Genomic DNA, 26,790 nt, shown 5'->3' on the forward strand with positions numbered 1-26,790 from the left:
GCCTACGCCCTCAACCTTACCGGCCCGGCAATCAGCCGCCTTGCTTCTTCCGCCGTCACGGGATCGCCGAAGGCTTCGCCCTGCGCGAACTGGCAGCCCAGTTGGCCGAGTTCCTCGGCATCCGAATCGGTCTCGGCGCCGTCGGCGATGACTTCCATGCCCAGATCCCCTGCCATGCCGATGATGGATCTCAGGATCACCGGGCGGCCGCGGCCGTTGGGCTTCACGAAGCTCGGATCGATCTTCAAAAGGTCGAACGGGAAGCGCTGCAGGTAGGACAGGCTCGAATAGCCGGTGCCGAAGCCGTCCATGGCGAGGCCCACGCCGAGATCGGAGAGCTGCGCCAGGATCTGCGCGGCATATTCCGGATTCTCCATCACCAGGCTCTCGGAGACTTCCAGCTTGAGCGAGCCGCGCTCGATGCCGGCGCGCGCCATCACCGCCTTGAGGTCCTGCACTAGGTCCTGGCGCAGCAATTGGCGGCTTGAGATGTTGACCATGCCGAAGAGCGGCGGATCGACCTCGACCAGGCGCTGCCAGATCGAGAGCTGGCGGGCGGTCCGATCGAGCACGAACAGGCCGACATCGACGATAAGGCCGGTCTCCTCCGCCATGGCGGTGAACTCGGCGGGCGGCAGGCGGCCGAGCTTGGGATGCTCCCAGCGCACGATCGCCTCGAAGCCGGCGATAGTGCGGTCCTGCAGATGCACCACCGGCTGGAACAGCACCTTCAGCTCGTCGCGCTCGATGGCGCGGCGCAGGTCCGCCTCCAGGGTCGAGCGATCGGGGCGTTCCACCCGCATCGCCGGGCGGAAGATCTCGATACGGTCGCCGCCGATCTTCTTGGCGTGATACATCGCGATCTCGGCATCCTTGATCAACTCGTCCGCCTTTACCGGCGCCTGCGGATCGAAGATGGCGACGCCGATGGAGGCGGTGAGGAAGATTTCGCGGTCGGCCACGGCGACGGGCGCGCGCAGCGAGCGGCGGATCGCCTCGGCAAAGGCGGAGATGCGCTCGGGGTCGGGTTCGGAGAGCAGCAGCATGCCGAACTGGTCGCCGAAGATGCGGCAGACGCTGTCGCGCGGCTTCAGGAGGCGTGAGAGGCGGCGCGAGACCGTGAGCAGGATGGAATCGCCAACCGAATGGCCCACCGCGTCGTTGACCTGCTTGTAGCGGTCGAGATCGAGCAGCAGCACGGTCGGCTTGATGCTCGGATCGTTCTTGGCGAAGGTGAGGGCGGTATCCAGGCGGTCGGTGAAGAGCTCGCGATTGGGCAGGCCGGTGAGGTTGTCGCGCACCGCATCGTGCAGCAGCCGTTCCTCGGCCGTCTTCTGCTCGGTGATGTCGGAGACGGTGCCGACGCAGCGCACCACCTCGCCGTCCGAACCGACCACGGGACGGGCCTTGAGGTTCAGCCACATGTAATGGCCGTCGGCGGCGCGAATGCGGAAATCCTGGCTGACACGCCCGCGGCGCTGGTCGATCACCGCGTCGAGGGCGGTGCGGAAACGGTCGCGATCGAAGATGTGGACGAGGTCGAGCCAGCCGCTGGCCGGCCCGTCGAGGGCGCCCGGCGCCACGCCAAGCAACTGGTCGGCCTCCGGGCTGACATAGATGCGGTCCGCCGGCACGTCCCAGTCCCAGACGACATCGCCGGAGCCGGTGAGGGCGAGGGCCTTGCGCTCGCTGTCCGTCATCAGGCCGGGCGCGAAGGCACTGCCCGCGAAGGCATGCTGCATCACCGTGAAGCCGATCAGCATCACCACCAGCACCAGGCCCCCGGTAAGGGCGGGCTGCACCAGGTCATTGGTGAGGTGGCCCATGATGGTCAGCCCCGCCGCCGCCACCCAGCCCAGCAGCAAAGTCCAGGTGGGAATCAGCATCACGGCGCGGTCATAGCCGTAGAAGGCGAGGAAGACGATGATGAGCAGGCCCACCACCGCGAGCGTGGCGATCGAGATGCGGGCAACACCGGCGGCGACGGGGGCATTGATCACGGCAAGGCCGACAAGCGCGGCGAGCGCCACTAGCCAGAGCGCCGAGACAACGGAGTAGCGCACATGCCATCGGTTGAGATTGAGATAGGCGAAGAGGAAGACCAGGAGCGTCGCCGAGAATACCGCCTCGGCGCCGGCGCGCCAGACCCGGTCGCCATCCGGGGCGATGGCAAGGAATTTGTGCAGGAAGCCGAAATCGATGGCGAGGTACGCGAGCACCGCCCAGGCCAGGGCCGCGGCAGCGGGGAACATCGCCGTGCCCTTGACCACGAAGGCGATGGTGAGGAACAGCGCCAGGAGGCCGGCAATGCCGAGCACGATGCCCTTGTAGAGGGTCAGCGAGTTGACCTTGTCCTTGTAGGCGTCCGGATCCCACAGATAGAGCTGGGGCAGCTTGGCGGTGCGCAGCTCAGCCACGAAGGTGATGCGCGAACCGGGATCCAGCGTGACGCGGAAGACATCAGCATCATCGTCGTCCTGGCGCTCGGGCTGGAAACCTTGGCTCGGCGTGATTTCGGCGATGCGCGAGGCGCCGAGATCCGGCCAGACCAGGCCGGAGCCGACGAGGCGGAAATGGGGAGCGACGACGATACGGTCGATCTGCTCGTCCGTGGTGTTGGCGAGCGCGAAGACGATCCAGTGCGGATTGGTGCCCGGTTGCTTCGAACGCACCTCGATGCGGCGTACGATGCCGTCGGCCCCCGGCGCGGTCTGGATCTGGATACGGTCGCCCTGGCTCGAATAGCTCTCGACGGCAGGCAGAAGGTCGATGGCGTCGACGTCGCCATTCACCGAAACCGGCTCCAGCGCATGCGCAGCGCCGGCAACCATGGCCATGACTGTTATCATGGCCAGGGAGGCTGCGATTACGCGAATAAACTGCAACATGCGATCTCCAGCCAGAGTTTGGCACCCCGCGCCAGCCTCTGGTCCTTTGTCACTCGACGGGTCCGCCCACCTGCCACTCAATTGTGTCGAGAACCAGTAGCCAGCTATGGCAAAATGGGCAAGTCGCCCCTTCGGGATTCCTGAAGGCGTCAACCGGAATGAGCCGTTCGGAACGCTTTGGGCAATGGCGCATTCTGATCTTGTAGCATGGTTGAGACAATCCACCGCAATCCTGGCGAGAAGTGGCGGCGCCTCACGCCTCTACCGCTTATTTGACACCCGAGGCAGGCAAGCCCGGCGTTGCCGCCCGGCCCAACTGTCGATAGGGTCGGCCATCGCCTCCTCGCCCGAGGGGGTTCATACCTGTCTCTGAAACACCACCCAAGTTCCCAAAGGGTCTATCGAAGGTTTCTCATGACGCGCATTCGTAAAGCCGTGTTTCCCGTCGCCGGCCTCGGCACCCGCTTCCTGCCCGCCACCAAGTCCGTCCCGAAGGAAATGCTGACCGTGGTGGACAAACCGGTCATCCAGCATGTGGTAGACGAAGCCCGCGAGGCCGGAATCGAACATTTCATTTTCGTCACCGGCCGCAACAAGGGCGTCATCGAGGATCATTTCGACGTCGCCTATGAGCTCGACGCCACGCTGAAGGAGCGCGGCAAGATGGAGGCCTTCGAGGAGTTGCAGCGCAGCCTCCCCGCCGCCGGGCAGGCCAGCTTCACCCGTCAGCAGGCTCCCCTCGGCCTCGGCCATGCCGTGTGGTGCGCGCGCGAGATCGTCGGCAACGAACCCTTCGCCTTGCTGCTGCCGGACATGCTCCATCACTCCAAGGGCAAGAGCTGCCTCGCCGAGATGGTGGAGGCCTATGACAGGGTCGGCGGCAACCACATCGCGGTGTTCGAGGCGCCCGAGGACCAGACCCATCAATATGGCATCGTCGGCAAGGGCGAGAGCGTCGGCGGCAACGCCTTCGAGATCACCAAGATGGTGGAAAAGCCCAAGAAGGGCACGGCGCCATCCAACCTCGCCGTGTCGGGGCGCTACATCCTGCAGCCCGAGATCTTCGGCCTCCTGGAAAAGCAGGAGCGTGGCGCAGGCGGTGAGATCCAGCTCACCGATTCCATGCTGAAGCTCGCCCAGCAGCAGAAGTTCTACGGCTCGGTGTTCAAGGGCCGCATCTATGATTGCGGCATGAAGATCGGCTTCCTCACCGCCAACGTCGCCTACGCACTGGAGCGCGAGGGCCTCGGCGATGAACTGAGGGCCGAGCTGAAGACGCTGCTCGGCTGAGGTTTTTGCGGAGTTTCATATGGGCGTCTTCCAGAAATGGAGGGCGCCCATTTTATTTTGGGCCTGTGATTTTTGCTCGGGAGAAGCCTTCAAACCGAGCCCGGGCGGATTGAATGAGCGTCCCGCGGCGAAGGGCGCGCATTGCAGCATACGCAGCATTGTTGTATATGCTGTATGTCTGTGTCAGAGGGTTCATCGTGAAAAGCTATACGACGAGCGATTTGTCTCGAAAATCTGGTGACATCATCGCAGATGCATTGCGCATGCCCGTTACAATCACGCAGCGCAGCAAGCCCCGCTTGGTATTGCTTAGTATTGAGGATTATCAGCGTCTGACGTCGGCCGCGCAAACTCGTTTCGCTGGTACTCTCGATGCCATGCCGGATGAGTTATTCGAAGGGTTCAAAAGCGCCGTTGAAGCTTATGAGCATGAACGCGACGAGCCATGAGCTACGACGATATTCAGTCGGCGACGGTGGTTCAGTATCCGTATCTCTGGCACCGAGAGGCTGAACGCGGAGAACTGGAGGGACGGAAGGACCGTCCGGTTGCTGTCGGAGTGAGAATTCCCCAGCCGGATGGTGTAGACCTCCTGCTCCTGTTTCCGATTACGAGCAAGCAACCCGCCGCGTCACAATTTGCTGCTGAGATTCCCGAAACCGAGAAACGGCGCGCCGGCCTGAGTACCGACATCCGTTTGTGGATCATTCTTGAGGAATTCAATGGCGATCGGGTCGGTCGATCTTATTACCTCAAACCGGCTGCAGTCCTCGGCCGCTTCAGCAAGGCTTTCTTCCTGCCCCTCATGAAGCAAGTTATTGCACGCCGATCCCGGCTTGCTGCCGTCGACAGAGGGAGCTGACATTCCGGGACCCCGTCACCTTATCGGATCATCTGCCAGGATCGCGTAGAGCAAGTGATCCCGCCAGGCGCCGGCGATGCAGAGATAGGAGCGGGCATAACCCTCACGGATGAAGCCCACCTTTTCGAGAAGCCGGATCGAGGGTTCGTTCTCCGGAAGGCAGGCGGCCTCGACGCGGCGCAGGCGCAGGCCGTTGAAGGCGTAGGGCAGCATGGCGCGCACGGCGTCGCTCATATAGCCCTGGCCGGCATAGGCTTGGCCCATCCAGTAGCCGAGCGAGGCGGTCTGCGCCACGCCGCGGCGGATCTGGCCGAGGGTGAGGCCCCCCACCAGCGCGCCGTCACTGTGGCGGAAGATGAAGAAGGGATAGGCGGCATCGGCCCGCACATCCTGGCTGTAGCGCTTCAGGCGGGCGCGGAAGGCCATGCGGGTGAGGTCGTTGGGCGGCCAGGTCGGCTCCCAGGGGCGCAGAAACTCGCGGCTGGCGGCGCGCAAGGCGGCCCAGGCCTCGAAATCCCGCATTTCGGGCGCACGCAACTCCACGCTGCGGCCCTGGAGCGGAGGCAGCACATCCGCGAAGGAAAAGGGCCGCAGGAAGGACATTCAGAACGCTTTACCTTCAGATTGAATCGCTAGGAATCGCAAAATACTTTTAATACCAACGAGTTAAGTTTGAGAGCCACTTCAACCTGAAAGCATTTTGCTCTCGAGCAAAACGCGTTTAAGCGTAAACGCTTCTTTGCTCTAACTCTTTGTTTCGACGCGTTTTTGCGATTCTTGCCGATTCCGTCAAATCGCAAAACGCTCAAGGGCGTGCCCCTCACGCGGCCAATCTGGTGCGGATCTTGTCGAGGCGCGGGAGCTTGGCCACAGGCCCCAGCGCAGCGAGCGTCGGCGTCGAGGCCAGCAGCGCCTCGCCCGCCTTGCGCACATCATCCGCGGTGACGGCCTCGATCTTGGCAATGAGTTCCGCCGGCGGCAGCGGGCGGCCCCAGATCAGCATGTGACGCGCCATCTGCTCGGCCCGCATGGACGAGGATTCGAGCGCCATCAAGAGGCCCGCCTTCATCTGCGCCTTGGCGCGGGCGATCTCGGCTTCGCCCGGCGCCCGCGTGGTTTCGGCGACGGTATCGAGGATCACCGGCACGAGCTCCGGCAACTCCTCAGGGCCGGCGCCGGCGGAAATGCCGAACACCCCGGTGTCCGAATAGCCCCACTGGAAGGCATAGACCGAGTAGCATAGGCCCCGCTTCTCGCGCACTTCCTGGAACAGGCGCGAGGACATGCCCCCGCCCAGGATATTGGTGAAGACGCCCAGCGCCGGGCTTAGCTCGTCGCGATAGGAGCGGCCGGCAAAGCCGATCAGCACATTGGCCTGCTCGTGATCGGTCTCCTCGACATGCTCGCCGCCGCGATAGGTGGCGGGGGTCGGCGCCGGGCCAGTGCCTTGCGGCAGGCCAGCGAAGAGACGGGCAGAATCCTCGACGACACGGTCATGGTCGACGGCACCGGCGGCGGCCACCACCATGCGCCCGGCCCGGTAATGGGTGTCGAGATAGTCCTGGATGGCGCCGCGGTCGAACGACATCACCGTCTCCGGCGTGCCGAGAATGGGGCGGCCAATCGCCTGGCCGGGGAAGGCGGCCTGGTTGAACATGTCGAAGACGAGGTCGTCGGGGGTATCCTCGGCCGCGCTGATCTCCTGCAGGATGACGTTTTTCTCGCGCGCCAGCTCATCCTTGTCGAAGACCGACTGGGTGAGGATATCGGCGAGGATGTCGAAGCCGAGGCCGACATCCTCCTTCAGCACGCGGGCGTAATAGGCCGTCTGCTCGCCGGAGGTGGCGGCGTTGAGCTCGCCGCCGGCGCTTTCGATCTCCTCGGCGATGCGCTTGGCGTCGCGGCTCTTCGTGCCCTTGAAGGCCATGTGCTCGAGAAGATGGGCGAGGCCATGCTCCTTCTCGCCTTCCGAGCGGGCGCCCGCGCCGGCAAAGACGCCGAGCGAGGCGGTTTCAAGATGGGCCATGGCGTCGGTGACGACGGTCAGGCCCGATGGCAGCGTGGTAACCTTGACGCTCATGCCGCTTCGCCCTGGGCGGCGCGGGAATGCTGGCGCACGAAGGCTTCGATGGCGCCTAGATCGTTCGGCAGCACGGTGAAGCGTTCCGGGCGCTCATGCAGGTCGGCGAGGAAATCAGGCAGCTTCGGCTCGATGCCGCAGGCCGCCTTCACCGCCGCCGGGAACTTGGCGGGATGGGCGGTGCCGAGCACCACCATCGGCACGCTGCGGTCGGGCTCGGATTTCCAGGCGGCGACCACACCGACCGCGGTGTGCGGATCGAGCAGATAGCCGGACGACCGCCAGGTGAGGTTGATCGCCTTGGCGATCTCGGCCTCGTCGGCACGCTCGGCGTCGAACTCGTCGGCGATCGCCTCATAGGCGGCGCCCTCGACCACGAAGGCGCCTGATTGCGCAAGGTTGGCCATCAGGCGGCGCACCTGCGCCGGGTCGCGCCGATGCGCGTCGAACAACAGGCGCTCGAAATTGGAGGAGACCTGGATATCCATCGAGGGAGAGGAGGTCGCGACCACGCCGCGCGCCTCATAGACGCCGGTGGCGACGGTGCGAGCGAGGATGTCGTTGACATTGGTGGCGATCAGCAGCCGCTCGATCGGCAGACCCATGCGCTTGGCGACGTAACCGGCGAAGATGTCGCCGAAATTGCCGGTCGGCACCGAGAAGGAGACCGGGCGGTGCGGGGCGCCCAGCGCCACGGCGGCCGTGAAATAATAGACGATCTGCGCGACGATGCGGGCCCAGTTGATCGAGTTGACGCCGGACAGGCCGATCTCGTCACGGAAGTCGAGATGGTTGAACATGGCCTTCAACTGCGCCTGGCAATCGTCGAAATTGCCCTCCAGCGCCACGGCGTGGACATTGGGCGCGGCCACCGTGGTCATCTGCCGGCGCTGCACGTCGGAGACGCGGCCATGCGGATAGAGGATGACGATGTCGACCTGGTCGAGGCCGCGGAAGGCCTCGATGGCGGCGCTGCCGGTGTCGCCGGAGGTCGCGCCGACGATGGTAGCGCGCTTGTTGCGGGCCCTGAGGGCATGGTCCATCAGGCGGGCGAGCAGCTGCATCGCCACGTCCTTGAAGGCCAGCGTCGGGCCATGGAAGAGCTCCTGCACGAAGAGGTTGTCGCCGATCTGCACCAGCGGGGCCACCACGGGATGGTCGAAGCTGCCATAGGCCTGCTGCAGCATATGGCGTAATGCGTCAGGCTCGATCTCGCCGCCGATGAAGGGTGCGATTACCGCCTCGGCCACCTGCCAATAGGGCTTGCCGGCGAAGGAGGCGATGGTGGCGGGCGGGAGAACCGGCCATGTCTGCGGCACATAGAGCCCGCCGTCGCGGGCGAGGCCGGCGAGAAGGGCATCGCAAAAACCGAGGACGGGTGCTTCGCCCCGGGTGGAAACATAACGCACGGGTCTATCCTTTTCGGTGCCGGAGGAAGGCAAATCCCGCTCCAAACATCCAGAGTGTGATGATGTCGATCTGGGGCGCTGTCGTCATTCCGGGCGACCGTATCCTCACAAGCTTTCGCTTGTGAGTGGAGACCCGGAATCCATGAACACAACCCCGCCAGGACGGTGTTCATGGATTCCGGCTTTCCGCTTCGCTTCAGCCGGAATGACGGAACGTTCCGGCCTCATCGGAAGACCGTTTCGCGACCCGATCCGCTTGCATCACGCTCTGAACTTCATCCTGTAATCCGCATGCGGCGTGCGGGCAAGGCGCGTATCGCCGTCTCGTTGCTCCTAAGCGTCTTTGCCGCGGCGCTGACGCAACATGAACACGATGTAGACACCCACCAGGCCGATGGCGAGGCCGAACCAGGTCAGGGCATATTGCAGGTGGTTGTTGGGGAAGGAGAGAATGGTCTCCCCGCCCTGCGGCAGGCCGCCCGGCGCGCTCTGGTCGGCGTCGATGAAGAAGGGGGCGACACGCGTCAGCTTCTCCGCTTTGGCGATGCCCTGGATGTCGCGCGTGAACCAGTCGCCGGTGGCCGGATTGTCGGCGGGCGTGAAGAGGTTGCGGTCCTCCGTCCAGCGGGCGAGGCCGGTGATGGTGACGGGGCCGGTGACCTGCCCGGCCGGGCGCGTGGCTGGATCCTTGGCGCTTTCGGGCACGAAGCCGCGGTTGATCAGGACGGTGGAGCCGTCGTCGCGGATCAGCGGGGTCAGCACCCAAAAGCCGACGCCTTTCGCCGGCCCCCTGGCATCGGGCAGGTTGGTGAAGGCACGGATCTCCTTCGAATGGTCGAAGGTGCCGCTGACCTGCCAGTGCCGATATTCGAGATCGTCCTGCTTGAGGGCAGGCCATTGCGCCTCGGGGGGAGGGGGAACAGGAGCAGCGGTGGTGCGCTCGTTGACCTCGCGGATCAAGCCTTCCTTCCACTGCAGCCGTTCCAGCTGCCAGATTCCAAGGCCAATCAGGAAGGCGCACATCGCCAGCATGAAAAGCGTGAGAAGCAGCAGCGAACGCCGCCAGGGCAGAGACGTTGTCACGGTCACTGCTCGAGCCGGCCTTCGGCTGCCTGCTTGGTGTATTGCAGGGCGACCAGGATGCCCTTCATCACGCGCAGGAGCGTGAGGCAGACGATGAGCGAGAGCGGCAGCCAGAGCACGACATGCACCCACACCGGTGGGGAGAAGGTGAACTCGACATAGAGCGCGGCTCCCAGGATGATGAAGCCCGCGACCAGGATCACCAGCACCGCCGGCCCGTCACCCGAATCGGCAAAGCTGTAGTCCAGGCCACAGGCGCTGCATTTAGGCTTGAGGTTGATGAAGCCGGCGAACATCTTGCCCTGGCCGCAGCGCGGACACAGCCCCCGGGGACCGGTCTGGAAGGGCGAAATCGGCGGGTAGTGACGATGATCCTGGGACATGGCGGTCTCCAAAAGGAAACGGCCGGGTGACCCCGGCCGCCTCAAACAATTCTTGTGCCGGGGCTCAGCCATGCACGCCGCCGGGGCCATGACCCCAGACATAGATGCAGGCGAACAGGAACAGCCAAACCACGTCGACGAAATGCCAGTACCAGGCGGCGAATTCGAAGCCGAGGTGATGGCGCAGCGTGAACTGGTCGAAGCTGGCGCGCCACAGGCAGACCGCCAGGAAGATGGTGCCGATGATCACATGGAAACCATGGAAGCCGGTCGCCATGAAGAAGGTCGAGCCATAGATGTGGCCGGAGAAGCCGAACGGCGCATGGGCATACTCATAAGCCTGGCAGGCGGTGAAGAACAGGCCGAGGATGACGGTAAGGAGGAGGCCGTTGCGCAGGCCCTTCTTGTCGCCTTCCAGCAAGGCGTGGTGCGCCCAGGTCACCGTGGTGCCCGAGGTCAGCAGGATCAGTGTATTGAGCAGCGGCAGATGCCAGGGATCAAGCGTCTCGATGCCCTTGGGCGGCCAGACGCCGCCGGTCAAAGCCGTGCGGGCGACTTCGTTGACCTGGCCGGGGAAGAGGGCGACGGCGAAATAGGCCCAGAACCAGGCGACGAAAAACATCACCTCGGAGGCGATGAACAGCATCATGCCATAGCGGTGATGCAGCTGCACGACCGGGGTATGGTCCCCCTCGGTGGCTTCCTTGATGACGTCCCACCACCACATCATCATGGTGTAGAGCACGCCGATCAGGCCGGCGCCGAACACCAGCGGGCCGACCGAAGCGCCATGCATCCAGGTGATCAGGCCGATGGCCAGGACGAAAGCCGACATCGCGCCGACGAACGGCCACGGGCTCGGATTTACGAGGTGGTAATCATGGTTCTTGGCTTGAGCCATGGTCTTCTCCAGATGCCGGTCGCCCGGATTTACAACTGCGGTTTCGTCGTGGCCGGTTCGGCGGCCGCGACGGGAGTCGCTGGCTGCTTGGCCGGATAATAGGTGTAGGACAGCGTGATTGTCTTGACGCCCCTGAGATAATCCACCTTGTCGATGGCGGGATCGACAAAGAAGACCACAGGCAATTCACGGCTCTCGCCCGGCGCCAGGCTCTGGCTGGTGAAGCAGAAGCACTGGATTTTCGAGAAATAAGCGCCCGTCTCCTGCGGCGTCACATTATAGGCCGCCGAGGCCCAGGTGGTCTCGCTGTAGAGGTTGGTGATCTTGTAATAGATCGTCTTGACCTCGCCGGCCTTGACGGTGATGGAGCGCTGCTCGGGTTCGAACTTCCAGGGCAGGGCTGGATTGATGTTGGAATCGAAGCGCACCTCGAAGCTGCGGTCGATGGTCTGGGCGGGCGCGGCTTCCGCGACCCTGGTGGTGCCGCCAAAACCGGTGACCTTGCAGAACAAGGTGTAGAGCGGCACCGAGGCATAAGCCGCGCCCACCATCGAGGCCACGAAAGCCAGGCAACAGACCGCGATGAGGCCGTTGCTGGCCTTGGGGTGCCGTGTCCTGCCTTGCGGTGTCTGGGGGCGCTCCCGGGTGCTCATCGTCAGAATCCCTGGTCGCCGATGCCAGGGCCCTTGACGAAGCTCACGGCGTAAACCAGCAGCACGAAGGCGATTAGCGCCGCGGCGAGCGCGATGCTGCGCCAGTGCAGCTTGCGGGCCTGGTCAGGCGCAAGCTTGGCCATCCAGCTGTCCCGGGGCGGGCGCTGATAGGCAAGCGGGCGGAACAGGATGATCAGGAGGAGGACGATCAGCGCAGGGCCGACGAACCACAGATGGTTGCTCATCATGCCATCATCCTCATGACCACGGCCTCGCCGAGGAGACAGGCGAACAGCACGAAGAGATAGAGGATCGAGTAGCCGAACATGCGCTTGGCCGGCCCCATGTCGTCGGGCTTGCGCCAGATCTCGATGGCGAGCCAGAGCATGCCGAGGCCGCCGAGGCCGGAGACGATGCCATAGGTCCAGTGTGCGAAGCCGAGGAACCAGGGCAGCATGCCGATCGGCGCCAGCAGCACGGTGTAGATCAGGATCTGCTTGCGGGTTTCGCGCGCGCCGGAGACCACGGGCAGCATGGGCACGCCAGCCTTCTCGTAGTCGCCCGATTTGAACAAAGCGAGCGCCCAGAAATGGGGCGGCGTCCATATGAAGATCAGGGCGAACAGCACCAGGCTCTCCAGCGACACGCTGCCGGTGGCGGCCGCATAGGCGACAACCGGGGGCAAGGCGCCGGCGGCACCGCCGATGACGATGTTCTGCGCCGTCCAGCGCTTCAGCCACATCGTATAGACGACGACATAGAAGAAGATGGTGAAGGCGAGCAGGCCTGCGGCAAGGCTATTGGTGAAGACGCCGAGCACCAGCACCGAGGCGCAGGACAGGATGATGCCGAAGGTGAGGGCCTCGTTGGGATGGATGTGCCCGGCCGGGATCGGACGCTTGCGCGTGCGGCTCATCACGGCGTCGATATCGGCGTCGTACCACATGTTGAGGGCGCCCGAAGCGCCGGCACCGACGGCGATGGCGATCAGGGCGGCAAGGCCGACAACCGGGTGGATGTGAACTGGCGCCATCACCATGCCGGTGAGGGCGGTGAAGACCACGAGCGACATCACGCGCGGCTTGAGCAGGGCGACGAAGTCGCCTGCCGAGGCGATGCTGATCGCGGGATCAACCTCGTCCGTCTGGCCGTTCATGGGCATGCCGATGTCGCTCAATGCAGTTTCCTTGGTGGCAGGCTGCAAGGCCGCCTGTTGGTGCTTGAAGTTTCTTGCTTGAACCTTCGTCGTTCGAAGGCTCGAGGAAGAAACCGGGACCTCCGCTCGGAGGCGTAAGGGCGGCCGTTGGTGCGGCCGCCCTCGAATACTCTTGGTTCGAGGCGCTTAGCGGATGCGCGGCAGGGTCTCGAACTGGTGGAAGGGCGGCGGCGAGGGCAGCGTCCATTCCAGGGTCGTGGCGCCTTCGCCCCAAGGATTGGCCGCGGCCTGCTCCTTGTGCACGAACAGCGTGTGGTACATGCCCCACAGGAAGAAAATCACACCGCCGGCGAAGATGAAGGCACCGAGCGAGGAGATGAAGTTCCATCCGGCAAAGGCGGGGTTGTAGTCGACGACATGACGGGGCATGCCGGCCAGGCCCAGGAAGTGCTGCGGCATGAACAGCATGTTGGCGCCGATGAAGGCGATCCAGAAATGCGTTTGGCCGATCCAGTCGGGGATGATGTAGCCGAACATTTTCGGGAACCAGTAGTACCAGCCCGCGAAGATAGCGAAGACGGCGCCTAGCGACAGCACGTAGTGAAAGTGGGCCACCACGTAATAGGTGTTGTGCAGCGAGCGGTCGACGCCGGCATTGGCCAGCATCACGCCCGTCACGCCGCCGATGGTGAACAGGAAGATGAAGCCCGTCGCCCAGACCATCGGGGCCTTGAAGTCGATCGAGCCGCCCCACATCGTGGCGATCCACGAGAAGATCTTCACGCCGGTCGGCACCGCGATCACCATGGTGGCGAACACGAAGTAGGCCTGCGTGTCGACGTCGAGGCCGACGGTATACATGTGGTGGGCCCACACCACGAAGCCGACGACGCCGATGGCGACCATGGCGTAGGCCATGCCGAGATAGCCGAAGATCGGCTTGCGCGAGAAGGTCGAGATGATGTGGCTGATAATGCCGAAGCCGGGCAGGATCAGGATGTAGACTTCCGGATGGCCGAAGAACCAGAACAGGTGCATCCACAGGATTGGGTCACCGCCATGGGCGGCGTCGAAGAAGGCGGTACCGAAGTTGCGGTCCGTCAGCAGCATGGTGATGGCGCCGGCGAGGACAGGCAGCGACAGCAGCAGCAGGAAGGCGGTGACCAGCACGCCCCAGGCGAACAGCGGCATCTTGTGCAGCGTCATGCCCGGTGCACGCATGTTGAAGATCGTGGTGATGAAGTTGATGGCGCCCAGGATCGAGGAAGCGCCGGCCAGATGCAGCGCCAGGATCGCGAAGTCCATGGCCGGGCCGGGCGTGCCGGTTAGCGAGGACATCGGCGGATAGGCCGTCCAGCCGGTGCCGACGCCGTAGTCGGTCGGGCCGGGGCCGCCGGGAACGAACATCGAGATGATAAGGAGGCTGATCGCCGGGATCAGCAGCCAGAACGAGATGTTGTTCATGCGCGGGAAGGCCATGTCCGGCGCGCCGATCATGATCGGCACGAACCAGTTGCCGAAGCCGCCGATCATCGCGGGCATCACCATGAAGAAGATCATGATGAGGCCGTGGGCCGTGACGAAGGCGTTGAAGGTATAGGGGTTGGAGAAGATCTGCATGCCCGGAACCATCAGTTCGGCCCGCATCATCACAGACAGGAAGCCGCCGATGATGCCCGCGCAGAGCGCGAAGATCAGGTAGAGCGTGCCGATATCCTTGTGGTTGGTCGAGTAGACGTAACGGCGCCAACCGGTCGGATGATCATGCGCATGGTCATCATGGGCATGGTCGTCATGCACCGATGCATCGGGGACAGTGGCCATCATTCAATCCTCTAGTCGAGCCGTCAGGCCGTTACTGTACAATCGCGGCCGCCGAAGCGACCTTGTTCTGGCTGTCGCCGTTCAGAGCCGACTTCTTGCTGGCAGCCCATTTGTCGAAGTCTTCCTGGCTGACAACATGCACGGAGATCGGCATGAAAGCATGGTCATGGCCGCACAGCTGCGAGCACTGGCCATAATACCAGCCTTCGCGGGTGGCCTTGAACCAGGTTTCGTTGAGTCGGCCGGGAATGGCGTCGATCTTCACGCCGAAGGAATTCACCGAGAAGGCGTGGATCACGTCGGTCGCGGTGACCTGGACGACCACGGTCTTGTTGACCGGCACCACCATCTCGTTGTCGACGGCGAGCAGCCACGGCTTGCCCTCGGCTTTCACCTTGTCCTCGTCGCGGCGCATGGTGGAGGTGAAGGTGAAGTCGCCATTGTCGGGATATTCGTAGTCCCAGCTCCACTGGCTGGCCGTGGCCTTAATGGTCAGGTCGGCCTTGGGAATGACTTCCTCGAAGTAGAGGAGCTTGAAGGAGGGCAGGGCGATCAGCACGAGGACGAGGATCGGGCCCACCGTCCAGATGATTTCGATCAGCGTGTTGTGCGTCACCTTGGACGGCACCGGATTGGCGTTCTTGTTGAAGCGGAAGATCACATAGAGCAGCAGCGCCATCACGAAGAGGGTGATGGGCACGATGAACCACATCACATAGCCGTGGAACCAGACGATGTAATCCATCACCGGTGTGGCCGCTTCCTGCAGGCCCATCTGCCAGGGGTGGGGTTCGCCGAGGCCGCCCGTTTCCTGGGCAAAGGCCGTGCCCGTGGTGAGGCCCAACAGCAGGGACGTCAGCGCCACCCCGCTCATAGTCTTCTTAAGATGGAAAGCCATCCGCCTTCTCTCCAATTCCCGCCAGCCGCCGGTGCCCGAGATACGTCCAAGATACGTCACTTTGGCACGGTGCCGGCCCTGGAGCGCCAATCGCAGTTTATCTGGCGCGCAGATTTCACGGATTGGAACTCATGTAAAGCACACGGTCACTCAAAAACCATAATCCACAGCGCATCGCAATGGCTGGGAGTCACGGGTTTGTGCGGCAATTGGGCGCGAAAGCGCCACAGACCGCCCTCAGCTTGCCTCCCGCACCGTCATGGCAGCGTCCTTGACAGGCCAAGCCTGTCTGGTACCCGTCGCGGCTGAGATCCAAAACAGGCCCGCGGGCCCTGATTCGGCGAGGATATAACTTGCTGGCACATATGCTGAATAATGCCCTGTGGACGCCGCTGCGGCGCCTTGCCGGCCTGTCGCTCCTGAGCTTCGCTCTGGCCGGCGGCTTCGTGGCAACCGCCCAGGCGCAGGCCCAGACCGACACCGAGCAATATGGGGCGCTGCGCTCCAAGCATGACAATTGGCAGGTCCGCTGCGATACGCCTCCCGGCGCCCAGCGCGAGCAATGCGCTCTCGTCCAGGCCGTTACCGCATCCGACCGCCCGAACATCGCCCTCTCCGTCCTCGTGCTGCGCACGGCCGACCAGAAGAGCCGTCTCCTGCGGGTGATCGCACCGCTGGGCGTGCTGCTGCCGGCCGGCCTCGGCCTGAAGATCGACAACCAGGATGTCGGCCGCGCCGGTTTCGTGCGCTGCATGCCGACGGGGTGCCTTGCCGATATCGTGCTCGATGACGCGCAGATCGGCATGCTGCGCAACGGCAAGGAAGCGACCTTCATCATCTTCCAGACACCGGAGGACGGCATTGGAATTCCGCTGACGCTGAAAGGCTTTGGCGAGGGGTTTGATGAGTTGAAGTAACCTGGGAGCGCGGACATCTTGTCCGCTCTTGAACCTCCCCGTTTCAAGAATGTGCAAAGGCGGGCCCGATATGGTCCGCCTTTTCTTTTGGCGCTTGCGGTTCAAGAGGCGGACAGGACGTCCGCGCTCCCAGCCCTCGCCAGAATCGACCCAAGCTTCAGCCCCGCCGGCAAGGCTCCGTAACAGCCCCGCATGCCGCCATTGAGCCGTCCGGCGACGAAGGCCTCGGCAACTTCAGCCGGCGCATGGCGCAGCAGGAGAGAGGCCTGCAGCCCAAGCGCCAGGTCCTCGACCAGCCGGCGGGCTGTTGCTTCCGCCGCAGCGAGGTCCTGCAAGCCAGCCTCGATGCTGGCGAGGAAGCGGTCATAGTCGCGGTCGAGCCCCCTGGACGCCTCGAGCTCGGCCCTCAAGGCATCGAGGGTCGCGCACTCGCGCGCGAGTGCGCGCAGGACGTCGAGCGCGTTGACATTGCCGGAACCTTCCCAGATCGCGTTTACCGGTGCCTCGCGATAGAAGCGGGCAAGCGGGCCTTCCTCCACGAAGCCGTTGCCGCCGAGACACTCCAGCGCCTCGTAGCTGTGATTGGGCAGGCGCTTGGTCACCCAGAACTTGGCGATGGCCGCGCCGATGCGGGCGAAGGCCGTCTCCTCCGGCGAGCCGCCGTCGAAGGCTCGGGCGACCCGCATGACGAGGGCGGTCGCCGCTTCCGCCTCGATGACGAGGTCGGCGAGAACCGCCTGCATCAGCGGCTGCTCGATCAGGCGCTTGCCGAAGGCCTTGCGATGGGCGGCGTGGTGCACGGCCTCGACGGCGCAGTGGCGCATCATGCCGGCGCAGACGAGGGCGGCGTCGAGCCGCGTCTGGTTGACCATGGCCATGATGGTGGCGACGCCGCGCCCTTCCTCGCCTATCCGCCAGGCGAGCGCGCCGGCATAGTCGATCTCGGCCGATGCGTTGGAGCGATTGCCGAGCTTGTCCTTCAGCCGTTGGATGAGAATCGGATTGCGCTTGCCATCCGGCCGCCAGCGCGCGGTGAAGAAGCAGGTGAGGCCGCCGGGCGCCTGGGCGAGGGTGAGGAAGCCGTCGGACATCGGCGCCGAACAGAACCATTTATGCCCGGTGAGCTCGTAATGGTCGCCACCGAGCGGGCGGGCCTGCGTGGTGTTGGCGCGCACGTCGGAGCCGCCCTGCTTCTCGGTCATGGCCATGCCGATGGTGGCGCCGCGCTTGGCCGGGGCGGGCTTGGCCGCGGGATCATAGGCATTGGCGAGGATGAGCGGGGCCCATTCGCGATGGAGACTCTCGTTCTGCCGGAGCACGGCAAGGCTCGCGCCCGTCATGGTGATCGGGCAGCAGACGCCCGGCTCGATCTGCGTGAGCATGTATTCCAGGGCGGCATGGGCGACGAAGGCGCCGGGGCGGCCCGAAGCCGGCAGGGAATGGATGCCGGCCTCCAGCCCATGCGCCATCAGGGCATGGTAGGCCGGGTGGTATTCCACGAAATCGATGCGCTGGCCGAAGCGGTCGAAGCTGTGAAGCTGCGGCGGATGGCGATTGGCGGCTTCACCCAGGGCGATGCTATCGGCCGTGCCGATGGCGGCCCCGAAGGCGTGGACGGCCTCCTCTGCCCAGCCGGCTCCCTCGCGCCGCAGCGCTTCCTGCAGGCCGGGATCCTCGGTGAACAGGTTGTAGTCGATCAGCGGCGGGACCTGGTTGGTGACCTGATGGGTCGGCAAATCGCTGATCGGATCCTGCGCAATCATATCAGGCCTCCCGCTTTTCAAGCTCAAATTATCGCAGGGGCAGCATCGTGGCGAGGGCATGACAGTGATATTTGTTTCCCACCGCCCTGTAACGGCCTATATGCCGCTGCGAGATCCCCGCCTTCGGGCGAAGGGGTGAACGAGACTGGACAGACGATGGATCATCCCCAGGCCGACGATGCCGCACTGCCCTCCGAGGGGGTGGTCCAGCCGGCCGTGGTGCCACCGCCGCCCAAATTCGTCACTGGCTCGATTATGCGCCATGTGATCGTAATGACCTCCACCGGCTCGATCGGGCTCACGGCGGTGTTCGCCGTCGATCTCATCAATCTGTGGTACATCTCGCATCTGGGCGACACCGTCGCCACCGCGGCGGTCGGCTATGGCTCGACGATCCTGTTCGTCACCACCTCGATCTGCATCGGCATCATGATCTCTGCCGGCGCCTTGTGCTCGCGGGCCCTCGGCGCGCGCGACCGGCCGCTTGCCCGCCGCTATGGCGCCTCGATCCTGATGTGGATGCTGCTCGTAACCGGGGCAGTAGCCGTCCTGACTTTCCCGCTCATCGGCTGGATGCTGCGCCTCCTGGGCGCGCATGGCCGCACGCTTGACCTGTCGACCCTCTATCTCGAGATCACCATGCCGACCGTGGTGCCGTTGGGGGTCGGCATCGGCCTTTCGGGCGTGCTGCGCGCGGTGGGCGACGCCAAGCGGGCCATGTATGTCACGCTCTCGGGCGCCGCGGTCGCGGCCATCCTCGATCCGATCTTCATCCTCTGGCTCGGTCTTGGGGTGGAAGGCGCGGCGATCGTGATCGTGTTCTCCCGCATGGCGCTCGCCCTTCTCGGCTGGTACGGCGCCGTGCGCGTGCATGACCTCGTCGGCCGCCTCTCGCTGAAGCGCGCCCTGGAGGATGCCGGGCCGATCGCCGCCATTGCCGGCCCGGCGGTGCTCGCCAACCTGGCCACACCCGTCGCCAATGGCTACATGACGGCGATACTTGCCCCCTTCGGGGATGGGGCGGTGGCGGGCAATGCCGTGATGGGCCGGCTGATCGCCTTCTGCTTCGGCGGCATCTTCTCGCTCTCCGGCGTCGTTGGCCCGATCTTCGGCCAGAATTACGGCGCGGGCCGGCTCGACCGCGTGCACCGCACGCTCTCGGACGCCTTCCTGTTCACCACGATCTATGCCGTGGTGGTGTGGGCCGCCCTGGCGCTCTGCCATCACCTCGTCATCCGTGCCTTCAATATCACGGATCCGCAGGCGGCCCAGCTGATCGAGTTCTTCTGCCTGTTCGTGGCGGGATCCTGGGCGTTCCATGGCCTGCTCTTCGTCGCGAACGCTTCGTTCAACAATCTCGGTTTTCCTCTGGCCTCGACGGTGTTCAACTGGGGCAAGGCGACGCTCGGCACGATTCCCTTCGCCATGCTGGGCGCGAAACTGTGGGGTGCGGAGGGGGCATTGACCGGGCAGGGGCTCGGCGCGGTGCTGTTCGGCGTGATTGGTGTATGGTGGGCCTATCGGTCGATCGGGCAGTTGAAGCTGCCCGGCACCAGCAGGGCTTCTTGATGAGACGGGGCGGGAACCAGCATGAATACTCTCTTCGATCTTTTCAGCAGCGCCCAGAACGGCAAGGCGATCGACAATATGGCGCGCCAGTTCGAGCTCAGCCATCAGCAGGCCCTGGCGGCGACGCAGGCGCTGCTGCCGGCCTTCTCGCTGGGCCTGAAGCGGCAGGTGGAAAATGCCAGGGCGGCGCCCACGCTGCCTAATTTCTTCGGTCTTGCCGGCATGCCCGAGGTGGACACCTTCCAGGACGCGGCCCAGGCCTTCACGCAGCAGGCGATCCAGCAAGGCCAGCAGATCATGGCCGCCTTGTTCGGCGCGCCCGATATGACCCGGGCGCTGTCCCAGCTTGCCGCCGCGCAGAGCGGCGTGGCGCCGCCGGTGATCGCGGCGATGATGCCGGCCATGGCCTCGATCCTGGTCGGCGGCCTTGCCCATGCCACCACCCCGAGGTCATCCGGCAATCCGATGGCCGATATGGTAACGTCCATGATGCAGGCCTTCCAGCCGCAGGCGCCTAAGCCCGCCCTGGACCTGGCGGCGCTGTGGGCGCCGTTCCTCGCGCCCTATCAGGAGCCGAAAAGGCAGGAGCCTCAGGATATGTTCAGCCAGATGCTGGAGGCCGGCAACAAGATGCAGAAGGCGCAGGCCGAGGCCATGCAGTCGCTGTTCGAGGCCTGGTGGGGGAGGTGAGCGGAGCGCTCTGCTGGGAGCGCGGACGTCCCGTCCGCTCTTGAACCACTGCGTTTTGGAGAAAAGGCCGAGTCCTTTTCGGTTGCAGAACTGAGGATGGGCGCCGCCCGATCTATAGTGCGACTCGTTTCAAGAGCGGACGAGACGTCCGCGCTCCCAGGCACGAAAAGGCCCGCTTCGGTCGAAGCGGGCTGAGGTGCGGAAGTCACGCTTCCGGGGCGTTCCGCCGCAGGGGTAGCGGCAAGAATGCGTGTCAGCCGGGAAGGCCGACGAAATTGTCGTGCTTGGCGGCCTTGTTGGCGCGGCGCCAATCCATCTGCGCCTCGACGAGGTGGGCCGACGGATCATGCCAGAAGGGCTGGGCGAGCGCGCCGTCGAGATCCGTCGGCGTGATGCCGAGATCGCGAAGCATCGCAGCATCGAAATTCGCCAGCTGATTGATTTCTCGGCGATTTTTGATTGCCATGGAGATGGTCGCAACCTTGGTGACGACAGCCTGCAGCGCTGTGCGGAAGATCGACACATGCGAAGGGGACTTGCTGTTGACGGTAACGCTATTCATCGGACTCTCCATCGGCGGCCGGTGATGTAACGGCCCCGGTGGGCTGTTCCAATCATCACCAAAACTGAACAGTCGGACTATGAAACATTGTCATTGATCAATCCAACGAATGTTTCTAATGTTCAGCATAAGCGATTGTTATCGAAGCCCGGGACAACCTTTGCGGTGCGCTCCTCGGGCTGAAGGGGAGGGGTGCACATGGCTGTCCTGCTGGATATCGATCAGTTGCGGACCTTCATCGCCATTGCCGAAACCGGCAGCTTCACCCGCGCCGCCGACATCGTGTTCAAGACCCAGTCCGCCGTCTCCATGCAGATGAAGCGGCTGGAGGAACGCATCGGCAAGCCGATCTTCGAGCGGGACGGGCGTTCCTCGAAGCTGACGGAGGATGGGGAGAAGCTGCTCGATTACGCCAGGCGCATCGTCAAGCTCAACATGGATGCCGTCGGCGCCTTTACAGAAAACGAGCTTACCGGCCGCGTCCGCCTCGGCGTGCCGGATGACTACGCCGACCGCTACCTGCCAGATATCATGGCGCGCTTCAGCCAAGCCAATCCGCGTGTCGAAGTGACGATCGTGTGCGAGCCCACCACCATGCTGGTGGAGCGCATCCAGGCCAATGAGCTGGATCTGGCCATCATCACCCATGTCGAGCACAAGGGCCCGGCGGAGTTCGTGCGGCATGAGCGCCTGTTATGGGTCACCTCGAGCCGCCACCAGGTCCATAAAGAGACGCCGGTGCCGATGGCGCTTGGCCGGGCCAGCTGCTGCTGGCGCCAGGCCGCGCAGGAGAGGCTGGAAGGCCTCAACCGCCAGTATCGCGTGCTCTATTCGAGCTGGAATTCGACGGCGGTGGGCGCCATGGTGCTGGCCGGCCTTGCCGTCTCCGTGCTGCCGGAAAGCGCGCTGAAGCCCGGCATGCGCGTGCTTGGGCCGAGCGACGGCTTTCCGCCGCTGCCCTCGTGCAAGATCGGGCTCCTGCGCAACTGGCGCGAACAGACCTCGCTCACCGATGCGCTTGCCAATCTGATCATACAGAGCCTCGACAACCTCGCCCAGAACGAAGCGGCCGAGTGAGTCATGGCGGACAGTTCCTGGGACTGGCTGAAACCTCTTTCCTTCTTTCGTGACAATCTCGGCAAGGACGGCAAACCCTTCTTCACCGGCATGGCGCACGGCACCATGACGGTGGAGCTCTACAGGCCCGTCGGCCGCGACCTGCAGCAGCCGCACACCCAGGACGAGCTCTATATCGTCATCGTCGGCACGGGCACCTTCTCGAAGGCGGGCGAGGTACGCCCCTTCGGCCCGGGCGACCTGATCTTCGTGGAAGCGGGTCTCGAGCATCGATTCGAGACTTTCAGCGAAGACTTTGAAACCTGGGTGATTTTCTGGGGACCGCAGGGCGGCGAGAGCGCCTGAGGCAGTCGCTGGGCCAGCTCGCGCGATGGCCGGACCTGGCTCGGAAGTCAGGTCCGATCTTGAAGTCCTATCGGGCGGGCACGACCGGTCTTGCGACCAGCCGTCCCCTCGCATGACCGGTCATGGTATGCGTCGTCCGGCGATGGACGCTTGACGTGGTGACCGATTCCGTCGCCGCAGGGGCGGCCTGCCGGGGGTTGCCGGTCCAGCCATTATGGTCTCCCATGGGAAAGGCGCCCGGTGCGCTCGGCTGTTGGGCCTTGTCGTAGCCATAGCCGCGCTGGATGGCCCAAAAACTATCCATGTCATTTGTGCCCCCTGCATGGGCAGCAGGGGCAATCGCCATTGTTCCAAGAATCAGGAATAAGGATGCTGCAAATAATTTCATGATTTATCTCCCTTTTCATCGTTTTCGTTGTCCCGGTTTTTTACCTCCTGGATGGGGACGTCTCTGGTATTGGGAAACCGTCAGGCCAGACCGGAAAGTTGGCCTGAACCCTGCGAATCCGAAATCGACGGATCGACGGTTTCGTTCCAGATTGAAATGAGGGTAATGCCTGTTATCAGGCAGCTGGCCAAGATAATGGCGCAGACAAAGGCTTTCATGTTGAAAGTCCTGAATATAGAATGGTTTTATATTAAGTTAAGTACTTATGAAAGGCTTATGGCTATTCTGAATGGAATTCGTTCTTTATTAATCAGAGTTTCATAAAATCCAGACATCGAGAAACATGTCGGTAAGAGAGTGCCTTTTTATCGTCTTGTCGGACAATTTTCTATCGCCAGTGCTTGAGCCAATTGCGACTTGTTGACGCTGTCAACCTATCCCTTTTTGTTGACGTTGTCAACGTTGGCGTTCATTCTGGTCACATGAGCACAGCCCGTTGCAACCACCTCATTTCCGCGGCGGCGGAACTTCTGGACAAGGCCGGCCCGGCTGCCGTGACTCTGCGCGACGTCGGCCGGGCCGTCGGCGTCTCGCACAACGCTCCCTACCGGCATTTCGACAGCAAGCAGGATCTGCTCGCCTCCCTGCTGGCCCGGGAGCTGCAGAGCGTGTGCACCGAGGCGGAGGCCGAGGAAAGCCCGCCTTCGCCCCGAGCCTTGATCCTGGTGTTTGCCCGCTGGGCCCTGGCCTATCCCGAGCGATTTCGGCTGATGATCTTTCATTGGCCGGATGGCGAACATGAGAATCTGCGTATCGCCAAGCACCGCTGGCATGGCTTGTTCATTCGGGCGATCGAGATCGGGCAGGCCGGGGGAACGCTGCCTGCCGGAGATCCGGAATGTCTGAGCTGCCTGATCCGCTCGACGGCGCTGGGCGCCCTCCAGCTTTACCTGTCGACAGGCGCCGAGAACACGCCGCCGCCGGCAGCCATCATCGGCGATCTCCTGGGCCATCTGGCCAAGGTCGCACAGCAGGAGCCGGGGATAGCTCCCGCACTCAGCCCAAAGGCTTCAAACGCCGCGGTCTGACAGCGCGGATCTAAGCCGCGCTCTTCAGCGGGTTCGGCTGTCCCTGGCTTGCCAGCACCAGGGACGAGGCGGGATTGAGGCTGTCCACCATCGGTGTCGGGATCAGGATGGTGGCGCCGCGCTCCTTGGTGGTCTCGTAGATGATGTTCATGGCGCGCAGCTGCAGAGCGGCAGGATGGCCGGCATAGGTTTGCGCAGCCTCCACGAACTTGCCAGCGACCTCCGCCTCTGCCGAGCCGAGGATGACGCGGGCCTGCTTCTCGCGCTCGGCCTGGGCCTGGCGCGACATCGCGTCCTGCAGCGCCACCGGGATCGCCACGTCGCGGATCTCGACGGACATGACGGTGATGCCCCACTTGGCCGTCTTGGCAGCGATGACATCGCGCAGATGTTCGTCCGCCGCCTTGCGTTCGGAGAGGAGCGAGGACAGCATGGAGGAGCCGATCATCTCGCGTAGCGAGGTCTGCGCGACGCGGTCGATCGCCTCACGGTAATGGGTGATCTCCAGCGCGGCCTGGCGGGCGTCGTGGACATGCCAGAAGATGATGGCATCGACATTCACCGGCACGGTATCGCGTGTCAGCGCCTGTTCGGCATTGAAGGCGGTGGTCTGGATGCGTTCGTCGATGACGGCGACGACATTGTCGATGACGGGGATGATCAGGAACAGGCCGGGGCCGTAGACGCCGAGCAGGTTGCCGGCGCGCAGCACCACGAATTTCTGCCAGGTGTTGGCCATCTTCAGCGAAGCGGCGACCAGCAGGGCGAGGACGAAGAAGAGGCCGGCGAGCCAGTACTGGCCGAGATAGACGAAGCCTGCGCCGATGAGGGCAAGGAGGAATGTGGCAAACAAGGTGATGGGATTCATGACGAGTGCTCCCAGGAGAGCAATCCCGAGCATGGCGGGCCGGGGCCGCAACCTTGCCTTTGATATGGCGATGAGGGGCGCCCGGTTGAAGAGCAGTCCGATCAAGGATGCGTCATCAGCCTTGCCATCAGCAGCTTGCGGTAGAGCAGCCCAAGCAAAGTGGCGAAGGCGCCATCGATGAGAGCGAACCAGAGGAAGCTGCCGCCGCAAAAGATCCAGATCAGCGTCATCCAGTAGCGGCCGAGGATGCCGATGACGTTCGGCGCGCGCGCGATCAGGGGGTCTAACAGGCCGGGAATATAGAGCGCGGTGACCAGCAGCAGCATCGCGCCCCAGCCGCGTACCCAGCCGGTGGGGATCGGTTCAGGCAGGCCAAGGGTTTGCGAGACCCAGAGCGGGCAGAAGATGCAGGCAAGCCCGATGGCGAGATGGCCGAGCATGTTGAAGCCGAGCACGAGGCGATAGATGCGCAGCGCCCGTGCGGTCTGGGCTTGGTTCCATCCGATGGTCAGCGTCACGTCGCTCATGTCGGGCTCCAAAGCTAGAAGGTCAGCAGATAGGCGAGGAGGTCGCCCTTCTGGGCGGCGGGCAGGTCGGTGCCGTAGAGGTGGCCGCTATTGTGGTTGCCGGTTTGGCTTGTGTCGTAGCAAAAGCCGGTCAGCTGCGTCTGGCTGGGATCGCAGGGCGGCGAGACGAAGCCGCCATTGGCGCCGTCGACGACGTCGCTGTCGCGCAGGAAGGCCACCGGGCGCTGGTCCGGTGGATTCAGCAGATCCCTCAGCGTTGGCACCGAGCCGTTATGCAGATAGGGCCCACGCAGCCACAATCCGTCGAGCGGCATGTTGGCGTAGCCGTCGGTCTTCTTGAAGTTCTTGAAGGCGTAGGGCGTGTCGGCGAAGAGCTCGTTGAGCTGGCGCTGGCGGAATTCCTCTGTGTAGCTGTCGAGCCGTGCGCGGTCGGTGCCGATCTTGTCGATCGGATCGACCTGGCCAAGGGCATTGCCCTTGAAGACATAGCCGGAGGCGTCCTTGTAGCCATGGCAGCCGCTGCACGCCGTCATGTAGACGGCACGGCCGCGCTCCACGGCGCTGGGATCGGGTGAGAAGGGCGAGGGCGGCGGCTTGAGGTTGAGGAGCCAATCCGCCACGCGGTCGATGGCGCCGTGGTCGACAGTCTGGGGCGTGACGCCGGCACCGAGGGCGGCGGAGAGATTGCGCTCGGCAAGCGAGGTGTTGTTGCCGTCCCAATGCAGATGCATGCCCTCGCGCGGGCCCTGCTCGAAGATCGAGGGGAAGTCCGAGGCGCCGATCACCTCGGCATCCGTCAGGCTGGCAGCCGGTATCTTGAACGGGCCGACCTTGTAGGGGTTGAAGGTGTCGACCCGCCCCGGACCCCAGTCGGGCTGGCGCTTGAGAAGGGGGGAGACCTGGTTGAAGCGCAGCAGCAGCCCCTCGCGAAGGCGTGGCAGCACGACGGATTTCCAGGCCAAGAGTTCCATCGTGCCGAAGCGCGGCCCAACGGCCTCGACCGCCGGCATCATAGTCTCCGGGGCCAGTTTTTCGTCGGTGGCGGCGGCCAGGATGAAGCGCACGAAGCTTTCGAAGTGCAGGTTATTCGAGGGCATTCCAGGCACGATGGTCGGCGGGTCGCCCGCCTTCTGGCGGTAGGTGCCGGTGTGGCAGATCGCGCAGTTGAGCCAGACCAGATCGACACCGTTGACCGTGCGCCGGGAGACGCCGATGGGCAGGTCGCGCTGGCGCCCGCGTGCGTCCTTCTCATAGAGGAAGCCGAAGGCGGTGTAGTCGTTGCGGTTCTCGAAATTCTCCGGGAAGAGCTTGGGCAACGCCATCCAGACGCGATAGGGGATGCCGCTTTCCGGCTCCGAGCCGATCGAGCCATATTTGAAATGCTGGACGATGCTCTCGTAGCGAGGAGTGCCATGCCGCGTCAGCATCACCAGGCCGGTCAGCGCGAGATAGGCGATCACCACCGCGATGACGAGGAGAAGGATGCGCAGAGGCTGCCATTTCTTGCGCCGCCCGGCGAGCTGGCGTTCCACTTCGGTGACGAAATAGGGTTCCGGCATGGTCTCGCCC

General features: G+C 63.9%; 28 protein-coding genes. 9 read left to right on the plus strand and 19 right to left on the minus strand.

The window, feature by feature from the left end:
- Window positions 1-2: 2 nt before the first annotated feature.
- The gene (locus tag QQL24_RS27285; protein WP_284315549.1) at window positions 3-2,885 is read right to left on the minus strand and encodes an EAL domain-containing protein; all 2,883 of its coding nucleotides are present in this window, start codon (window positions 2,883-2,885) and stop codon (window positions 3-5) included.
- Between the two features lie 417 nt (window positions 2,886-3,302).
- On the opposite strand from QQL24_RS27285, the gene galU reads away from it, so the two are divergent.
- From galU to QQL24_RS27300, 3 genes are all read left to right on the plus strand, one after another.
- On the plus strand, window positions 3,303-4,178 hold the full coding sequence (galU, locus tag QQL24_RS27290; RefSeq protein WP_284315451.1) for a UTP--glucose-1-phosphate uridylyltransferase GalU: 876 nt from the start codon (window positions 3,303-3,305) through the stop codon (window positions 4,176-4,178).
- A gap of 197 nt (window positions 4,179-4,375) precedes the next feature.
- Window positions 4,376-4,627: a type II toxin-antitoxin system prevent-host-death family antitoxin gene (locus tag QQL24_RS27295; RefSeq protein ID WP_284315452.1), complete on the plus strand. Its 252-nt coding sequence runs from the start codon at window positions 4,376-4,378 to the stop codon at window positions 4,625-4,627.
- Window positions 4,624-5,040, plus strand: a complete 417-nt coding sequence (locus QQL24_RS27300) for a hypothetical protein (protein WP_284315453.1) — start codon at window positions 4,624-4,626, stop codon at window positions 5,038-5,040. The genes QQL24_RS27295 and QQL24_RS27300 overlap by 4 nt, the downstream gene beginning before the upstream one ends.
- A gap of 15 nt (window positions 5,041-5,055) precedes the next feature.
- On the opposite strand, the gene QQL24_RS27305 is transcribed toward QQL24_RS27300, so the two are convergent.
- The 11 genes from QQL24_RS27305 to coxB all read right to left on the minus strand — a co-directional run bounded on the left by QQL24_RS27305 (window position 5,056) and on the right by coxB (window position 15,427).
- Window positions 5,056-5,643 (minus strand): GNAT family N-acetyltransferase, encoded by a 588-nt coding sequence (locus QQL24_RS27305; protein WP_284315454.1) that lies wholly within the window; start codon window positions 5,641-5,643, stop codon window positions 5,056-5,058.
- A gap of 217 nt (window positions 5,644-5,860) precedes the next feature.
- Window positions 5,861-7,120: a M16 family metallopeptidase gene (locus QQL24_RS27310; protein ID WP_284315455.1), complete on the minus strand. Its 1,260-nt coding sequence runs from the start codon at window positions 7,118-7,120 to the stop codon at window positions 5,861-5,863.
- Window positions 7,117-8,529 (minus strand): threonine synthase, encoded by a 1,413-nt coding sequence (gene thrC, locus QQL24_RS27315; RefSeq protein WP_284315456.1) that lies wholly within the window; start codon window positions 8,527-8,529, stop codon window positions 7,117-7,119. Before thrC ends, QQL24_RS27310 begins: the two co-directional genes overlap by 4 nt.
- Window positions 8,530-8,862: 333 nt before the next feature.
- Window positions 8,863-9,612 (minus strand): SURF1 family protein, encoded by a 750-nt coding sequence (locus tag QQL24_RS27320; protein WP_284315457.1) that lies wholly within the window; start codon window positions 9,610-9,612, stop codon window positions 8,863-8,865.
- Between the two features lie 2 nt (window positions 9,613-9,614).
- Window positions 9,615-9,995: a DUF983 domain-containing protein gene (locus QQL24_RS27325; protein WP_284315458.1), complete on the minus strand. Its 381-nt coding sequence runs from the start codon at window positions 9,993-9,995 to the stop codon at window positions 9,615-9,617.
- Window positions 9,996-10,059: 64 nt separating this feature from the next.
- Complete coding sequence (locus QQL24_RS27330) at window positions 10,060-10,896, minus strand: cytochrome c oxidase subunit 3 (protein ID WP_284315459.1); 837 nt, start codon at window positions 10,894-10,896, stop codon at window positions 10,060-10,062.
- A 29-nt stretch (window positions 10,897-10,925) separates the two neighbouring features.
- The gene (locus QQL24_RS27335; protein WP_284315460.1) at window positions 10,926-11,549 is read right to left on the minus strand and encodes a cytochrome c oxidase assembly protein; all 624 of its coding nucleotides are present in this window, start codon (window positions 11,547-11,549) and stop codon (window positions 10,926-10,928) included.
- A 2-nt stretch (window positions 11,550-11,551) separates the two neighbouring features.
- On the minus strand, window positions 11,552-11,797 hold the full coding sequence (locus tag QQL24_RS27340) for a hypothetical protein (protein ID WP_284315461.1): 246 nt from the start codon (window positions 11,795-11,797) through the stop codon (window positions 11,552-11,554).
- The gene (locus QQL24_RS27345; RefSeq protein ID WP_284315550.1) at window positions 11,794-12,711 is read right to left on the minus strand and encodes a heme o synthase; all 918 of its coding nucleotides are present in this window, start codon (window positions 12,709-12,711) and stop codon (window positions 11,794-11,796) included. The genes QQL24_RS27340 and QQL24_RS27345 overlap by 4 nt, the downstream gene beginning before the upstream one ends.
- A 180-nt stretch (window positions 12,712-12,891) precedes the next feature.
- Window positions 12,892-14,529, minus strand: a complete 1,638-nt coding sequence (gene ctaD / locus QQL24_RS27350; protein WP_284315462.1) for a cytochrome c oxidase subunit I — start codon at window positions 14,527-14,529, stop codon at window positions 12,892-12,894.
- Window positions 14,530-14,560: 31 nt separating this feature from the next.
- The gene (gene coxB / locus QQL24_RS27355; protein ID WP_284315463.1) at window positions 14,561-15,427 is read right to left on the minus strand and encodes a cytochrome c oxidase subunit II; all 867 of its coding nucleotides are present in this window, start codon (window positions 15,425-15,427) and stop codon (window positions 14,561-14,563) included.
- Window positions 15,428-15,792: 365 nt separating this feature from the next.
- Here coxB and QQL24_RS27360 point away from each other — a divergent pair, with 365 nt between their 5' ends.
- On the plus strand, window positions 15,793-16,344 hold the full coding sequence (locus tag QQL24_RS27360) for an invasion associated locus B family protein (protein ID WP_284315551.1): 552 nt from the start codon (window positions 15,793-15,795) through the stop codon (window positions 16,342-16,344).
- Between the two features lie 101 nt (window positions 16,345-16,445).
- Here the strand turns inward: QQL24_RS27360 and QQL24_RS27365 are convergent, their stop codons facing one another.
- Window positions 16,446-18,107, minus strand: coding sequence for an acyl-CoA dehydrogenase family protein (locus tag QQL24_RS27365; RefSeq protein ID WP_284315464.1), 1,662 nt, complete (start codon window positions 18,105-18,107; stop codon window positions 16,446-16,448).
- A gap of 156 nt (window positions 18,108-18,263) precedes the next feature.
- On the opposite strand from QQL24_RS27365, the gene QQL24_RS27370 reads away from it, so the two are divergent.
- Both QQL24_RS27370 and QQL24_RS27375 read left to right on the plus strand, forming a co-directional pair.
- The gene (locus QQL24_RS27370; protein ID WP_284315465.1) at window positions 18,264-19,676 is read left to right on the plus strand and encodes an MATE family efflux transporter; all 1,413 of its coding nucleotides are present in this window, start codon (window positions 18,264-18,266) and stop codon (window positions 19,674-19,676) included.
- Window positions 19,677-19,697: 21 nt separating this feature from the next.
- On the plus strand, window positions 19,698-20,366 hold the full coding sequence (locus QQL24_RS27375) for a DUF937 domain-containing protein (RefSeq protein WP_284315466.1): 669 nt from the start codon (window positions 19,698-19,700) through the stop codon (window positions 20,364-20,366).
- A 253-nt stretch (window positions 20,367-20,619) separates the two neighbouring features.
- Here the strand turns inward: QQL24_RS27375 and QQL24_RS27380 are convergent, their stop codons facing one another.
- On the minus strand, window positions 20,620-20,928 hold the full coding sequence (locus QQL24_RS27380; RefSeq protein WP_284315467.1) for a DUF1127 domain-containing protein: 309 nt from the start codon (window positions 20,926-20,928) through the stop codon (window positions 20,620-20,622).
- Window positions 20,929-21,126: 198 nt separating this feature from the next.
- Between QQL24_RS27380 and QQL24_RS27385 the strand changes: the two genes are divergently transcribed.
- Together QQL24_RS27385 and QQL24_RS27390 are read left to right on the plus strand one after the other, a co-directional pair.
- A complete protein-coding gene (locus QQL24_RS27385; RefSeq protein WP_284315468.1) occupies window positions 21,127-22,005 on the plus strand; it encodes a LysR substrate-binding domain-containing protein in 879 nt (292 codons plus the stop codon).
- A gap of 3 nt (window positions 22,006-22,008) precedes the next feature.
- Window positions 22,009-22,350 carry a cupin domain-containing protein gene (locus QQL24_RS27390; protein ID WP_284315469.1) on the plus strand — a complete coding sequence of 114 codons (342 nt, stop codon included), beginning with the start codon at window positions 22,009-22,011 and terminating at the stop codon, window positions 22,348-22,350.
- A gap of 67 nt (window positions 22,351-22,417) precedes the next feature.
- On the opposite strand, the gene QQL24_RS27395 is transcribed toward QQL24_RS27390, so the two are convergent.
- Window positions 22,418-22,654: a hypothetical protein gene (locus QQL24_RS27395; protein ID WP_284315470.1), complete on the minus strand. Its 237-nt coding sequence runs from the start codon at window positions 22,652-22,654 to the stop codon at window positions 22,418-22,420.
- A 164-nt stretch (window positions 22,655-22,818) separates the two neighbouring features.
- Window positions 22,819-22,956 (minus strand): hypothetical protein, encoded by a 138-nt coding sequence (locus QQL24_RS27400; RefSeq protein WP_284315471.1) that lies wholly within the window; start codon window positions 22,954-22,956, stop codon window positions 22,819-22,821.
- 264 nt (window positions 22,957-23,220) lie between these two features.
- On the opposite strand from QQL24_RS27400, the gene QQL24_RS27405 reads away from it, so the two are divergent.
- A complete protein-coding gene (locus tag QQL24_RS27405) occupies window positions 23,221-23,826 on the plus strand; it encodes a TetR/AcrR family transcriptional regulator (RefSeq protein ID WP_284315472.1) in 606 nt (201 codons plus the stop codon).
- A 10-nt stretch (window positions 23,827-23,836) separates the two neighbouring features.
- On the opposite strand, the gene QQL24_RS27410 is transcribed toward QQL24_RS27405, so the two are convergent.
- The 3 genes from QQL24_RS27410 to QQL24_RS27420 form a co-directional block, all read right to left on the minus strand.
- Window positions 23,837-24,694, minus strand: coding sequence for a slipin family protein (locus tag QQL24_RS27410; RefSeq protein WP_284315473.1), 858 nt, complete (start codon window positions 24,692-24,694; stop codon window positions 23,837-23,839).
- Between the two features lie 101 nt (window positions 24,695-24,795).
- The gene (locus QQL24_RS27415; protein WP_284315474.1) at window positions 24,796-25,221 is read right to left on the minus strand and encodes a hypothetical protein; all 426 of its coding nucleotides are present in this window, start codon (window positions 25,219-25,221) and stop codon (window positions 24,796-24,798) included.
- 14 nt (window positions 25,222-25,235) lie between these two features.
- A complete protein-coding gene (locus QQL24_RS27420; RefSeq protein ID WP_284315475.1) occupies window positions 25,236-26,780 on the minus strand; it encodes a c-type cytochrome in 1,545 nt (514 codons plus the stop codon).
- Between the last annotated feature and the right edge of the window lie 10 nt (window positions 26,781-26,790).

It is taken from the genome of Labrys miyagiensis, assembly GCF_030160835.1.
In the GTDB taxonomy this organism is placed as follows: Bacteria; Pseudomonadota; Alphaproteobacteria; order Rhizobiales; family Labraceae; genus Labrys; species Labrys miyagiensis.